We start from the raw sequence: 13084 nt of genomic DNA on the forward strand, positions 1-13084 counted from the left end.
TCTCCTGCGGTTGCAGGCCAAGCTATAAGACCTCTAGTCGCTAGAGAGGCAAGAAGGTTTGCCGCAGAATCGCAAAGTCGTTTGTTCAAGCTGGAAGGTTGTCAGTCGATTACTCGCCATGTCCTGTCCGACGTCAATATCGAGCATCTGCTGCGGCGCGCGCTTCTCCCGCCGGTGACAGCTCGGCCGTAGTTGCAGAATCTATCGTGTGCGGCAATGATATCGGCGGCCGGAAGCCCTTGAGCCGGAGCGCGTTGGCGAGGACGAAGACGCTCGAGAGCGCCATCGCGCCGGCGGCGAAGACGGGCGAGAGCAGGATGCCGTTGACCGGATAGAGCATGCCGGCCGCCACCGGGATTAGGGCCGCGTTGTAGGCGAAGGCCCAGAACAGGTTCTGCCGGATGTTGCCGATCGTCGCCTTCGACAGCGCGATCGCGTTCGGCACGCCCTGGAGGCTGCCGGACATCAGGACCACGTCGGCGGCCTCGATCGCGACGTCCGTACCGGTGCCGATCGCCAGGCCGACATCGGCTTCGGCGAGCGCCGGGGCGTCGTTGATCCCGTCGCCGACGAAGGCCAGCCGGCCGTGCTCGGCCTTCAGGCGACGCACGGCGTCCACCTTGCCGTCGGGCAGGACTTCGGCGACGACCTCGTCGATGCCGAGGCGGCGGGCGATGGCCTCGGCCGTCCGGCGATTGTCGCCGGTGATCATCGCGACCTTGAGGCCGAGCCGATGCATCGCGTCGATCGCCGCGGGAGTGGTCGGCTTGACCGGGTCGGCGACCGCGAGAACGGCCGCGATCCGACCGTCGATCGCCGCGTAGATCGGAGACTTGCCTTCATCCGCCAGCCGGTTTGCATCCTGCCGGAACCGGTCGGTCGGGAAGCCAAGTTCGTCCATGTACCTGTCCGCGCCGATTTCGACGCGCTTCCCGTCCACCACGGAGGTGACGCCAAAGCCCGTCACGGATTCGAAGTTGGTAACGCCGGGGAGCGGCAGCAACGCTGCCTCGGCGGCGTCGACGATCGCCCTCGCGATGGGATGTTCCGACTTGGCTTCGACGGCGGCAATGGTCGCCAATACCGAGTCCCGGACAAAACCGTCGGCGGTCTCGAAATCGGTCAGGGCAGGTCTGCCTTCGGTCAGCGTGCCGGTCTTGTCGAGCGCGACGACGCGTGCTTCGCGCAGGAGCTGGAGCGCTTCGCCCTTCCGGAACAGGACGCCCATCTCGGCCCCCCGGCCGGTGCCGACCATGATCGACGTCGGCGTGGCGAGGCCCATGGCGCACGGGCAGGCGATGATCAGGACGGCGACCGCGTTGACGAGGGCGAATGTCAGCGCCGGGTCCGGGCCGAACAGGAACCAGACGCCGAACGTCGCGGCGGCGACAGCCATGACGGCCGGTACAAACCACATCGTCACCTTGTCGACCATCGCCTGTATCGGAAGCTTGGAGCCCTGCGCCTCCTGAACCATCCGGATGATCTGGGCGAGCACCGTCTCGCCGCCGACCGCGGTCGCTCTAACCGACAGCGCGCCCTTGTGGTTCACCGTGCCGCCGACGACTTCGCTGCCGGCGGATTTGGAAACCGGGATAGGCTCCCCGGTGATCATCGACTCGTCGACGTAGCTTTGGCCGTCCGCGACTTCGCCGTCGACCGGCACTCGCTCGCCCGGGCGGACTTCGACGATGTCGCCGGGCACGACCTCGGAGACGTCGAGCTCGATCACGCGTCCGTCTCGCCGCACGCGCGCGGTCTTCGCCTGCAGGCCGACCAGGCGTTTGATCGCTTCGGAGGTGCGGCCTTTCGCGCGCGCCTCGAGGAACCTGCCGAGCAGTATGAGCGTCACGATGACCGCGGCGGCTTCGTAGTAGACGTTCACCGTCCCCGCGGGCAGCAGGCCGGGGGCGAAAGTGGCGACCAGCGAATAGCCGTAGGCCGCTGCCGTGCCGACGGCGACGAGCGAGTTCATGTCCGGCGCCGCCCGGAACAGCGCCGGCAGACCCTTCCTGTAGAACCGCAAGCCGGGGCCGAAGAGCACGAGCGACGTCAGCGCGAATTGCGCGTACCAGGCGCGGTCCATGCCGATGGTGCCCATGACGAAGTTGTGGAGCGCCGGCACCAGATGCGAGCCCATTTCGAGCACGAAGACGGGCAGCGTCAGAATAGCCGCAATGACCAGGTCCCGCTTGAGCGCGGCCAGCTCGGCGTCCTTGCGCGCCTGGGCGTCGTCATCGGCCGGCAGTCCGTGGCCGAGGACCCGCGCTTCGTAGCCGGCGTCGACCACGGCCGAGACGAGTGCGGCCGGGTCGGCGGTTCCGTGGACGACGGCGCGCTCGGCCGCGAGGTTTACCGCCGCGGATGTGACTCCCGGAACCGCAGCGAGCTTACGCTCGACGCGGCCGACGCAGGATGCGCAGGTCATGCCTTGGATGGCGAGTTCGACGGAACCCTCCGGCACCGAGTAGCCGACTTTTTCGATCGCACCCACAAGGAAGTGCCGATCCACCGGACGGTCGAGACGAATCTCGGCTTTCTCGGTGGCGAGGTTCACCACTGCCGCGGCGACCCCGGGCACGGCCGACAGCGCCTTTTCGACGCGCCCGACGCAGGACGCGCAGCTCATGCCTTCGATCGGCAAGGTGAGCGTTGCGGTCGCCGGCCGGATTTCTCTGAGCGGGGCATTCATGCCTGTTCGTCCTTCCACATTCAAAATGGTGTCGGAGGGAAATTCGTCTTTCCAGTAACTGGAAAGTCAACAGTCCGTCTGAAACTTTTTTGCTCTTGACCTTCCCGCCGCTGGAAGCTGGACAACGGGGCATCGAAGAACGAGAGACAGGAGACTCGATCGTGCAATTCCAAATCGAAAACATGACCTGCGGCGGCTGCGCCAACAGCGTGACCAAGGCTATCCACTCCGTCGACGGCCAGGCGAAGGTCGACGCGGATCCGGTAAGGCGGACCGTCATGGTGTCGTCGGCAAAGCCGCGCGAGGCGTTCGTCGCGGTGCTCGAGGAAGCGGGCTATCCCGCTTCCTAGCAAGCCGGAGCAATGGCCCGCGCTTCCTGCGCGGCAGCAGCACGTGCGGCAGACGGCAGCGATCGATTTCGCTTCGGAACTTCACTAGGTGTCGGCGGTTCTTCCTAACACCGAGAAAGATGGAACAACCGAAAGTTGTCGATCGCCTCGAAATTGCTTGGCCTCGTTCTGGCTGTCACCGTAGCGCTGCTCGTCGCATCGCTATCGGAGCGGCCGTTTGCTCACGCCCCTGAACACGGCCACTCCCATGTCCATGCCGCAGGTCCGGGCGGCGGGGCGCCCTGCAACGCGGGCGATCGGCACTGCTGCCAGCCGGCCCACTGCCTGGCGCTATTCTCGCCGGCTATCCAGCAGGCCGGGCTTGCGCCGGTCCACGGCGTGCGTCCCGCGTCGGTCTCGTTGCCGCTGATATCCATCGACGTCTCCGGAATCGATCCGCCGCCGAAGGTCGCGTAGGCGGCCCGACTTTCAATCCAATATCGATTTAGGAGAAATGCCATGAATATCATCAAGATCCTCGTCTGCTCCGCCGCCCTCGTCACCGCGACTGCAGGCCTTGCAGTCGCGCAGGACGGAGAAAGCGGTTTCCAGCTACCTGAGCAGTGCACGTCCGGCACTGCAATGCAGGGCGGCGCCCATGCCGGCATGTCCGGCGACAACGACTCGTCGGCCGGCGGCGACACGGACATGCAAGGCATGATGGGCATGGACATGGAGTCGATGACCGAAGCCCAGCGCGCCAACATGGAGAGGATGATGGGAACCATGCCTGCGATGCATCAGGGCATGATGAACGAAGATCCGGACGTCGCCTTCGCCTGCGGCATGATCGCTCACCACCGGGGAGCGATCGACATGGCCGAAGTCCAGTTGGAGTACGGCGAGGATGAATGGCTGCTCGAACTTGCCCAGACCATCATCGACGCCCAGGAAAAGGAGATAGAGGAGATGACGCAGTGGCTGGCTGACAACGCCAACTGACCTTGCGCCGGGCCGTGCGCTTTTCGCGCGGCCCGAGCCGTTCGAGAAAGGAAAGTCCCCCATGACCCACCACCTCAGCGCCGAAATGAAGGCCTGCATCGATGCCTGCCTCGACTGTTACAAGGCCTGCCTCGGTACGGCGATGCACCACTGTATCGAAACGGGCGGCAAGCATACCGAACCCAAACATTTCAGGCTGATGTCGGCCTGCGCCGAAATATGCAGGACGTCGGCCCACTTCATGCTCATCGGCAGCGACCACCATCGGCACGTCTGCCGCGAGTGCGCGGAGATCTGCACCGAATGCGCCGATGACTGCGAACGCATCGGCGGGATGGAGGATTGCGTGGCGGCCTGCCGGCGGTGCGCCGAGTCGTGCCGCAAGATGGCCGCGTAGCCAGCACCGTTCTATCGAGTGAGAAAAGAGGAACCGCCTCCGGGCGGCTCCTCGGCTTTGAAAGCAATCGTTAGCCTGCGCGGCCTATCCTTGGGCCATGACAATCCACCGAACCGAATCTGCGACGAGCCATTCGATTGCTCCGGCTCCTGCAATCGAACCGAAGGCACGGCTGCGCACAGAGATATCGTGGGCACGCTGGTGGGCGATGGCTGCCGCGCTGGTTGTCCTTGCAACCAGCAGCTACTGGTTCCTGGCCGACCGGCACGCCGTCGACCGGGCCTTGCTGCTGGGGCTCGCCGATCCGTCCGGATCGCCGGAGTTCGAGGGGGCGTTCGTATCGGTAGCCTGGAGCTTCACGGCGCTCGGCAGTCCTGAAGTCGTGTTCGTCTTCGCGGCGGCCATGACCCTGTTTTTCGCGTTGTCCAGCCGTTGGATCGAAACCGTTCACACCGTCGCTTCGATCGCCGGCGGGGCTGCCGCAGGCTACGCGGCCAAAGCCGTCACAGGCTTGGTGCGGCCGCACCATGCGCCGGGCTCGTCCGAGCTTCTCCACACCAGCTTTCCGAGCGGCCATGCCCTGCTCGCCACACTTCTCTTCGGGACCGCGGCTGTTTTGGCGGCGCGCCGCTGCAAGCGCCTTCATCTTCAATCGTATCTCGTCGCCACGGCTGCCGGCATCTCGCTGGCCGTCGGCGTGAGCCGGGTCTATCTCGGAACCCACTGGCCGAGCGACGTGCTCGCCGGCTGGTCGTTCGGGCTGATATGGATCCTCCTGGTCGATGCAGGTCGTGCCCGGCTACGCGTTCGGCCGAACTCCGTCTAAAGCGCGTCGCGATCTTTCAGATTCGCTTCCTGCGCTTTAGGTTCTTGATTCTTGCGCATGTCTTCATCTCGAAACCGGTGCCCACTTTCGGGAGACATGCTTTAAACGCCCCTCCGGGCCGGCATCATCGCCGCGCCTGCCGCGAGAGCCAGCTTCACCGGCGCCCGCCGAAAATGTACTTGCCGAGGGCGACGGCCGCGAGAACCAGGACGACGATAACGAGCAGCCACAAGATGCCCATGCCCCACATCATCCCGCCCATGCCTTCCATCATTCCGTTCGATCCATCCATCATCAACTCGATCCTCTTCAGGTGAACGGTCGGCAGGCTCAGGAGAGCCTCTTCAGGCCACCCGGACCACCCCCATCATGCCTGCGGCCTGGTGCTCGAGGACATGGCAATGGAACATCCAGTCGCCCGGATTGTCCGCGACGAAGGCGATTTCGACCTTTTCGCGCGGGGCCATCAATACCGTGTCGCGCCACTCTGTTATCGGGGCTGCGACGCCGTTGCGGGAAACCACCCGGAACGAATGGCCGTGCAGGTGCATAGGATGGTGGAATGCGGTGGCGTTCGTCATCTCGACCACGTGGGAGCGATCGCGCTCGAATATTAGCATCGGGTCCATGACGTGGCCCGCCGCGGCCTTGCCGTTGATGAACCAGATGCCGCGGCCGCGCATCATCTCCATCATTCCCATCATGCCGCCCGCGGATTGTTCGCCCATGCTGCCGCCCATCTCGGCCATGACCATCGCGCCCATCATGCCGCCGTTGAGGATCACCTCATGGCGGATGGCGGACGCCATGTCGGGCTCGGGCAGGGGATTGGCGGCAAGATCCATCGGCCAGTCGGGCGGGTTCTTCCGCAACGGCACGTCGTCATAGGCGAAGCCCATCAGTTCATAGGCAAAGTCCCGGTAGAACCGGTCCACGACGACGGCGCGCGTGCCGGGCGTCCCGGTCATGTCGAGGACCACGTCGGCGCGCCCGGCCGGCCCGATGACGACGGTGTCGTCCGCCGGACGGTGCGGCGCCGTCGGCTGTCCGTCGAGCGCGACGACCCACGGCTCGTGCCCGCCGAACTCAAGGCCGAGGATGCGCGCGTTCGCGGCGTTGACGATGCGCAGGCGCACCCGTTCCCCGGCGCGGACGGGAAGGTCCTCCGGAACGCGCCCGTTCACCGTCACGGTGTTGCCCAGCCTTCCGGCGTGGCTCATGTCGTGGGGATTGTCGAAATCGGCGCTGATCGCCGCCGACCGGTCCAGGCGCCAGTCATCGACCACCCAAATCAGTTCCCGGTCGACGCGGATCGGCTCCGGCTCCTCGACGACCAGCGCGCCGGATAGGCCGCGCTCCACCTGGACGTTGCTGCGCGTGTGAGGATGGTACCAGAACGTGCCGGCGTCCGGCACCTCGAACTCGTAGACGAAGCGCTCGCCGGGCCGGATCGGCGGCTGGTTCAGGTGCGGAACGCCGTCCATGGCGTTGGGAACGCGCAGACCGTGCCAGTGGACGGTGGTCTCTTCGGGCAGTTCGTTGTCGACGACGATCCGCAGGCGATCGCCCTGGCGCACCCGCATCTCGGGGCCGGGCACCGTGCCGTTATAGCTCCATGTCTCCGTCTTGCCGTAAGGCGCAGGAACCAGACTGCTGCGTCCCGGCGCGGCCTTCAGCCGGAATGTTCTCGTCGCTCCGGCCGTGGCGCTTGCAGCAGGGTGCGGCAGCATAAGCCCCGCGGCCGCGGCGGACGCTCCAGACAGGAGCGACCGGCGCGTCAGAAGGGGCGGTCGCTTCTTCGGTCCGGCTTGAGGCAAGTCGATCACTCCCCGACAATCATGAAGATCGTCGGCTCGGCGGCTGCGTCGTCGGCGACGGCATAGACGTCGTAATCGGTATCCGGGTCCTCGCCCATGCCGAGCGATCCGGCCGGCATTCCGGGGACGGCGAGGCCGGCGATGTCGGGTCGTTCGGTCAGAAGACGCTCGACGGCTTCGAGCGGAACGTGGCCTTCCAGGAAATAGCCCTCGATCGTCGCGGTGTGGCAGCCTTCCATGGCGGCAGGCACGCCGGCGTCGGCCTTTACCTGCGACAGGTCTTCGAGATCGCGGGTCTGCACCGTGTAGCCGGCTGCCTTCATCGCCTCGGCCCATTCGTGGCAGCAGCCGCACCAGGGATTCTTGAAGACGGTCATGCTGCCCTCGGCGGCGTGTGCCGGTGCAAGCGTCAGGACGGCCAGCGTGGCCGCCAGGAATGCGATGCGGATCTTCATTTCGGTCTCCTTCGTCGGGTGCCTAAGCGGCGGAGCGTCGGCGCGCTGGCCTCTCTTGCGGGATACCTTGTTCGGCGAGATTCTCGATGATGGGGCACGCTGGCCGTTCGTCGCCGTGGCAGTGGCGCACCAATGTCTCCAATGTCGCGCGCAGTTCGCCGAGCGCGCGGATTTTCTCGTCGATCTCCGCCAGCTTCGCCGAGGCGAGTGCCTTCACGTCGGCGCTCGCCCGGCCCTTGTCCTGGTAGAGTCCGAGCAGCTCCCGGCATTCCTCGATGGAAAAGCCGAGCGCCCGGGCCCGCTGCAGGAAACGCAGAATGTGGACGTGGCGATCGCTGTAGTCGCGATAACCATTGAGCCCGCGATCGGGAGAAACCAGCCCAATGTCTTCGTAGTAGCGGATCGTCTTGGCCGGCAGCCCGGACCTTCCGGATGCATGTCCGATATTCATTGTGTTCCTTTCGGTCGATTGGGATCATCCGATCGTGATCATGGTCTCGGTCCCAAACTCGTATGGTGGGACCGTCAGGTTCAGCGGAGCAGGGCCGCGGCGGACCCGTCCCGAAGTGTCGTAGTGGGATCCGTGGCAGGGGCAGAACCAGCCGCCCCAGTCGCCGCGCGCGCTTCCTTCGGCCTGCCCGAGAGGGACGCACCCGAGATGGGTGCAAACCCCGACGACGACCAGCCATTGAGGCTCGATTGTGCGCTCTTCGTCGCGCTCCGGATCCTTCAGGTCCTCCATTGGAACAGAACGCGCCTCCTGAATGGCCTCCGGCGTGCGGTAGTCGACGAATATCGGCCGGCCGCGCCACTGGAAAGTTACGCGCTGACCCGGCTCGATCCCAGCGAGATCAATGTCAACCGAGCTGACGGCAAGCACGTCGGCGGAAGGCCGCATCTGGTCAATGAACGGCCAGAGCGTCACGGCCGCTCCGACGCCCCCCGTCATGGCGGTGGCGATATAAAGAAAGTCCCGCCGCGTCGGGTCGGTTTGGAGCGACATGAAAGGTTTCGTCATCACAAGGCTTCCTTAAAGCTTCACCGTCCTCAGCCGCAGCGCGTTGGCGATGACGGAGACCGACGACAGGCTCATCGCGGCGGCGGCGATCATGGGCGACAGCAGGACGCCAAAGACCGGGTAAAGCACGCCGGCCGCGACCGGTACGCCGAGCGCATTGTACACGAAGGCGAAGAACAGGTTCTGCTTGATGTTGCCGATCGTCGCGCGGGCGAGGTGGCGCGCCCGGACGATGCCGGTCAGGTCGCCCTTGACCAGCGTGATGCCGGCGCTCTCGACGGCGACGTCCGCGCCCGTTCCCATCGCGATGCCGACATCGGCGGCGGCAAGCGCCGGCGCGTCGTTGACCCCGTCGCCGGCCATGGCGATCTTCGCGCCGCTCCGGCGCAATTCGTCGACCAGGTCCTTCTTGCCTTCGGGGAGGATGCCGGCCCGGACGTCGTCGATGCCGAGTTTCGCCGCGACGGCCGCGGCGGTCCGCTCGTTGTCGCCCGTCGCCATGATGATCCTGAGGCCGCTTTCGTGCAGCGCCCTGATCGCTGCCGCCGTCGTCTCCTTGACCGGATCGGCGACCGCGACGATGCCGGCAAGCCGGCCATCGGCTGCAACGAACATCGGCGTCTTGCCGTCCGACGCCAGGCGGTCGGCGTTGGCGGCCAGCGGCGACCGGTCGACGACAAGATCGTCCATCATCGCGGCGTTGCCGAGCGCGACCGTCCGGCCTTCGACGGAGCCCTTCACGCCCTTGCCGGTCACCGCCTCGAACTCGCTTGCGGCCGGTATCGACACGCCGCGCTCCTTCGCTCCGGCGACGATCGCTTCGGCGAGCGGATGCTCCGACCCGCGCTCGAGGCCCGCCGCCAGCCGCAGCAGGTCGTCTTCGGAAATGCCCTCCGCGGTGACCAGGTCGGTCAGTTTCGGTCGCCCTTCGGTCAAGGTTCCGGTCTTGTCGACGATCAGCGTATCGACCTTGGCGAAACGCTCCAACGCCTCGGCGTCCTTGATCAGCACGCCTGCCTGGGCGCCGCGGCCCGTCGCCGTCATGATCGACATCGGCGTCGCGAGGCCGAGCGCGCAGGGACAGGCAATGATCAGCACCGAGACGGCCGAGACGATCGCGAAGATCATGCTCGGCGGCGGGCCGGCGACCGCCCAGACGATGAAGGCGAGGACGGCGATCACGACCACCGTGGGCACGAAATAGAACGACACCCGGTCGGCGAGGCCCTGGATCGGCGCGCGCGAGCGCTGCGCCTTCGCCACCATCTCGACGATGCGCGACAGCATGGTCTCGGAACCGACGCGTTCGGCCCTCATCACTAGCGTGCCGTTCTTGTTCAGCGTGCCGCCGGTCAGCGGATCGTCCGCGACCTTCTCGACGGGAACCGGCTCGCCGGTGATCATCGATTCGTCGACGGAGGAGCGGCCTTCGACGACAATGCCGTCGACGGGGACGCTGTCGCCCGGCCTGATCCGCAGCCTGTCGCCGCTGGCGACGGCGTCGAGCGGCACCTCCTCCTCGTCGCCGTCATCCCTGATCCGGAGCGCTGTCTTCGGCGCGAGGTCGAGCAACGCCCTGATCGCCGAGCCGGTGCGCTCACGGGCGCGCAATTCGAGCACCTGCCCGAGGAAGACCAGGGTGATGATCACCGCCGCCGCCTCGTAATAGACCGGCACCTGGCCGCCATGCATGCGGAAGGACGCTGGGAAGGCGCCAGGAAGGAGCGTCGCCACGACGCTGTAGAGATAGGCGGCGCCGACGCCGAGACCGATCAGCGTCCACATATTCGGGCTGCGGTTGACGAACGATTGCCGGGCCCGCTCGAAGAAGGGCAGGGCAGCCCACAGCACGACGGGCGTCGCCAGGAGAAACTCGATCCAAATGGCCGCCCGGTGGCCGATCCAGTCGCGAAACGGCAGGCCGAGCATCGGTCCCATGGTGATCAGGACCAGCGGGATCGAAAGGGCGGCGCTGACCCAGAACCGGCGCGTGAAATCGATAAGTTCCGGATTGGGACCCTCGTCGCCGGTCGGCACGCCCATCGGTTCCAGCGCCATGCCGCAGATCGGGCAGGAGCCCGGCGCGTCCCGGATGATCTCCGGATGCATCGGGCAGGTATACTGCGTGCCTTTCGGCATCGGTTCAGCCGATTTCACGCCTTCCATGTAGCGCGCCGGATCGGCCTCGAACTTGTCATGGCAGGTCTTCGAGCAGAAGAAGTGCTTGCCGCCGCCATGATCGAGCACATAAGGCGCGGCGGCGCGCTCGACCGTCATGCCGGAGACGGGATCCTCGGCAGTTAGATACGCTTCTGGATCATCGGTGAATTTGTCTCGGCAGCGGTCGCTGCAGAAGCGGTAGGGGTGTCCATCGTACCGGGCGGTCCGGCTGGCAGGCCCGTCCTTAATGGTCATCCCGCAGACCGGATCCCTGACGACAGGACCTTCCGTTTGTGCGTCTCCGTGCTGGTGGGCCATGACCGAACTCCTTGCTGTTGATGCAGGTTGGTGTTTCCAGCCACTGGAAGGTCAAGGGCGTTGTCCGGCGACCCCTGCGGGCCGCCGGAACGGTTCATGCTATTTCAGTTCGGTGACCGTGAGCTTGCCGCGGAGACGTTCGGCGACGAACTCGATTTCTGAGCCCTCAGTCATCTGATCGAGCATGGCCGGATCAGGCGGCCTTCACCGGCCGACATGGCTGGTTCTGGCGCAATCGTGGCGACGCGCCTGTCTCGCTGACGATCCGGACAAGCGGAACCTACACGGCCATCGAGCGGCTGGTGTAAGTATGGATGAGCCCCGGCAATGCTGCCGGGGCTCAGTCGCTCTGCGTAGCGTTAAGCCGGAAAGACCGTTACTGGCGCTCGGTTCTTCAACGTTGACCTGCCATCATTCCGTGCGGAATTTCGGCCACGGGATTTGAACTGCACAATGGGAGATGCGGGTGCTTCCCCTCGCATCAATTTTGCAATGTGATCGCCCGCCCGGTTTGCTGCATCAACAAGAAGCACGTCCACGCGTTTCAGAATGTATCCGCTTGTGACGCCCTTTAGTTGATGTCCGAGAAGAGCCGCGATTGTGGGTATCGACGCACCGAGTTCCTCTGACACACCGGCAAAGCTATGCCGCAGACTGTGCAGTGTCAGTCCATCCAACGTCGCTTTGTCTTGCAGCGGTTGATCTGGTTGTGCAGGCGTTACGGAAGCCAAGTGCCGCGCGGTATTCTGGACTGTTCGCCAGAGATTGGGCAAACCCTTGTAGCCTGCACCTTCGGGCTCCGAAACAAAGACGAAATCAGAAATGGGGTCCAATTCATCAATAATTGCGAATGCTGTGCGGCTGAGGGGGCGGAGTGAAAAGCCGGTCTTGGTCTCTTCGAGCGCGAGGCATGCTCCGTTGGCGTCAACTTCATCCCAACGAAGTTGTTCGCATTCTCCTCTTCGCAGTCCGCTAAGGGCGATAAAGCGGATGGCGGCAATTCCTATTGCACTGTGAAGCGGTTTGCCATTGCGATCACGCTTGCTCTCGAGAAAACTTAGGCTTTTTGCCAGCAAGTGATATTGTTCGCCGCTCAGCAAAGCTTTCTTCTGATTGTCGGAAAAGCGCCGCACACCCCGGACTGGATTTGTCGCGACGTGGCCCGCCTCAACTCCCCAGGCGAATATAGCGCCAAGCAGACCGAGAGTACGGGTGGCTGCACCCTTGCCCCCCTTGACAATTGAACGGCTGCGATAGCCCAGCTTTTTATCTCGGGCCGCTTTGCCAGCGACGACGCCGTTTCGGAGCTGTTCAATGTCGGTCCGCTTAACCTCTCGGGCTATATGTCTTCCGAGAAGAGGTTTGATGTGAGCGTCGATGCGCGATTTGTCCGTTAATAGGGTGCTTGTCTTCTTCGGCGTTCCCCTGCGGCCGAGGACGAGGCCGGCGTTCGCGGCTTCCATATAGAGGTCGCAGAGTTGCGAGATAGTGGACGCTTCTCGGCGCTCGTCGCGATCAGCGGCGGGATCCTGACCTTCTACTACCTTGGCGAGCTCCATCTTCGCTATCTCGCGCGCACGCTCTGCTGTCAGCGGTCCGTAAGCGCCGAGCTTGAGCCATCGCTGACGACCATTGCGCGCGCGAAATTTGATGACGAACGTCTTGCGTCCCGATGGAAGGACGCGGACGGCAAATCCCTTGAGCTCACTGTCCCAATGAAGCGTCCCGGTCTTTGCGCCGGTTGATTGCAGGCTATCAACGACGCGTTTTGTCAATTTAGGCATGGCAGCTTCCTATGAAATTGCTACCATATTGCAACCAAATGGGAGAAAGAACAAGGTCAGTTCCGGATATCGCCGCTAACAGGCGGTCATATAACTCTTTGATTTATAGGAATTTTGGATATCATGGCGAACTGTAGCGAAAGTGGTTATTTGCCCTCCGAAGGCAGAGGTCACAGGTTCGAATCCTGTCGGGTGCGCCATTTTTCCGGGGTACGACCCGGAGACATGGGTAACAGAATGTACCTAAGACATGGGTGACGACCTCGTGCCGAACGGGTTGTCGATG

At 64.4% G+C, this 13084-nt stretch carries 13 protein-coding genes, 1 tRNA gene and 1 pseudogene; 6 read left to right on the forward strand and 9 right to left on the reverse strand.

Features of this window, described 5'->3' with window-relative positions:
- Positions 1–133: 133 nt before the first annotated feature.
- Positions 134–2692, reverse strand: a complete 2559-nt coding sequence (locus CN673_RS04290) for a heavy metal translocating P-type ATPase (protein WP_099864940.1) — start codon at positions 2690–2692, stop codon at positions 134–136.
- A gap of 161 nt (positions 2693–2853) precedes the next feature.
- Here CN673_RS04290 and CN673_RS04295 point away from each other — a divergent pair, with 161 nt between their 5' ends.
- The 5 genes from CN673_RS04295 to CN673_RS04315 all read left to right on the forward strand — a co-directional run bounded on the left by CN673_RS04295 (position 2854) and on the right by CN673_RS04315 (position 5246).
- Entirely contained in the window at positions 2854–3042 is a 189-nt protein-coding gene (locus tag CN673_RS04295) for a heavy-metal-associated domain-containing protein (protein ID WP_099865075.1), read from the forward strand.
- A gap of 135 nt (positions 3043–3177) precedes the next feature.
- On the forward strand, positions 3178–3498 hold the full coding sequence (locus tag CN673_RS04300; protein ID WP_099864941.1) for a hypothetical protein: 321 nt from the start codon (positions 3178–3180) through the stop codon (positions 3496–3498).
- Positions 3499–3540: 42 nt separating this feature from the next.
- Positions 3541–4023 carry a DUF305 domain-containing protein gene (locus tag CN673_RS04305; protein ID WP_099864942.1) on the forward strand — a complete coding sequence of 161 codons (483 nt, stop codon included), beginning with the start codon at positions 3541–3543 and terminating at the stop codon, positions 4021–4023.
- A 61-nt stretch (positions 4024–4084) separates the two neighbouring features.
- A complete protein-coding gene (locus CN673_RS04310) occupies positions 4085–4420 on the forward strand; it encodes a four-helix bundle copper-binding protein (RefSeq protein WP_099864943.1) in 336 nt (111 codons plus the stop codon).
- A 208-nt stretch (positions 4421–4628) separates the two neighbouring features.
- The gene (locus CN673_RS04315; RefSeq protein ID WP_157928801.1) at positions 4629–5246 is read left to right on the forward strand and encodes a phosphatase PAP2 family protein; all 618 of its coding nucleotides are present in this window, start codon (positions 4629–4631) and stop codon (positions 5244–5246) included.
- A gap of 154 nt (positions 5247–5400) precedes the next feature.
- On the opposite strand, the gene CN673_RS21070 is transcribed toward CN673_RS04315, so the two are convergent.
- The 8 genes and pseudogenes from CN673_RS21070 to CN673_RS04350 form a co-directional block, all read right to left on the reverse strand.
- Positions 5401–5541 (reverse strand): hypothetical protein, encoded by a 141-nt coding sequence (locus CN673_RS21070; protein ID WP_198585893.1) that lies wholly within the window; start codon positions 5539–5541, stop codon positions 5401–5403.
- A 49-nt stretch (positions 5542–5590) separates the two neighbouring features.
- Positions 5591–7063 carry a multicopper oxidase family protein gene (locus CN673_RS04320; protein ID WP_245409766.1) on the reverse strand — a complete coding sequence of 491 codons (1473 nt, stop codon included), beginning with the start codon at positions 7061–7063 and terminating at the stop codon, positions 5591–5593.
- Positions 7064–7068: 5 nt separating this feature from the next.
- Positions 7069–7518: a DUF411 domain-containing protein gene (locus tag CN673_RS04325; protein WP_099864945.1), complete on the reverse strand. Its 450-nt coding sequence runs from the start codon at positions 7516–7518 to the stop codon at positions 7069–7071.
- A 22-nt stretch (positions 7519–7540) separates the two neighbouring features.
- On the reverse strand, positions 7541–7969 hold the full coding sequence (cueR, locus tag CN673_RS04330) for a Cu(I)-responsive transcriptional regulator (protein WP_099864946.1): 429 nt from the start codon (positions 7967–7969) through the stop codon (positions 7541–7543).
- Positions 7970–7993: 24 nt separating this feature from the next.
- The gene (gene petA, locus CN673_RS04335; RefSeq protein WP_099864947.1) at positions 7994–8536 is read right to left on the reverse strand and encodes a ubiquinol-cytochrome c reductase iron-sulfur subunit; all 543 of its coding nucleotides are present in this window, start codon (positions 8534–8536) and stop codon (positions 7994–7996) included.
- 12 nt (positions 8537–8548) lie between these two features.
- Positions 8549–11014 carry a heavy metal translocating P-type ATPase gene (locus CN673_RS04340; protein ID WP_099864948.1) on the reverse strand — a complete coding sequence of 822 codons (2466 nt, stop codon included), beginning with the start codon at positions 11012–11014 and terminating at the stop codon, positions 8549–8551.
- Positions 11015–11113: 99 nt separating this feature from the next.
- A pseudogene (locus CN673_RS21615) lies at positions 11114–11218 on the reverse strand (copper-binding protein); the annotation flags it as partial.
- 155 nt (positions 11219–11373) lie between these two features.
- Positions 11374–12798 carry a tyrosine-type recombinase/integrase gene (locus CN673_RS04350; protein WP_099864949.1) on the reverse strand — a complete coding sequence of 475 codons (1425 nt, stop codon included), beginning with the start codon at positions 12796–12798 and terminating at the stop codon, positions 11374–11376.
- A 133-nt stretch (positions 12799–12931) separates the two neighbouring features.
- Between CN673_RS04350 and CN673_RS20845 the strand changes: the two genes are divergently transcribed.
- Positions 12932–12998 (forward strand) — tRNA-OTHER (locus CN673_RS20845).
- Positions 12999–13084: the final 86 nt, after the last annotated feature.

Source organism: Neopararhizobium haloflavum, assembly GCF_002750855.1.
Taxonomy (GTDB): domain Bacteria; phylum Pseudomonadota; class Alphaproteobacteria; order Rhizobiales; family Rhizobiaceae; genus Georhizobium; species Georhizobium haloflavum.

What these genes read in the sequence shown, in the direction of transcription:
- CN673_RS04340 (WP_099864948.1), bottom strand. Translation starts at nt 11,014, where the DNA reads ATGGCCCACCAGCACGGAGACGCACAAACGGAAGGTCCTGTCGTCAGG.
- CN673_RS04290 (WP_099864940.1), bottom strand. Translation starts at nt 2,692, where the DNA reads ATGAATGCCCCGCTCAGAGAAATCCGGCCGGCGACCGCAACGCTCACC.
- cueR (WP_099864946.1), bottom strand. Translation starts at nt 7,969, where the DNA reads ATGAATATCGGACATGCATCCGGAAGGTCCGGGCTGCCGGCCAAGACG.
- CN673_RS04350 (WP_099864949.1), bottom strand. Translation starts at nt 12,798, where the DNA reads ATGCCTAAATTGACAAAACGCGTCGTTGATAGCCTGCAATCAACCGGC.
- CN673_RS04305 (WP_099864942.1), top strand. Translation starts at nt 3,541, where the DNA reads ATGAATATCATCAAGATCCTCGTCTGCTCCGCCGCCCTCGTCACCGCG.
- CN673_RS21070 (WP_198585893.1), bottom strand. Translation starts at nt 5,541, where the DNA reads ATGATGGATGGATCGAACGGAATGATGGAAGGCATGGGCGGGATGATG.
- petA (WP_099864947.1), bottom strand. Translation starts at nt 8,536, where the DNA reads ATGACGAAACCTTTCATGTCGCTCCAAACCGACCCGACGCGGCGGGAC.
- CN673_RS04315 (WP_157928801.1), top strand. Translation starts at nt 4,629, where the DNA reads ATGGCTGCCGCGCTGGTTGTCCTTGCAACCAGCAGCTACTGGTTCCTG.
- CN673_RS04310 (WP_099864943.1), top strand. Translation starts at nt 4,085, where the DNA reads ATGACCCACCACCTCAGCGCCGAAATGAAGGCCTGCATCGATGCCTGC.
- CN673_RS04325 (WP_099864945.1), bottom strand. Translation starts at nt 7,518, where the DNA reads ATGAAGATCCGCATCGCATTCCTGGCGGCCACGCTGGCCGTCCTGACG.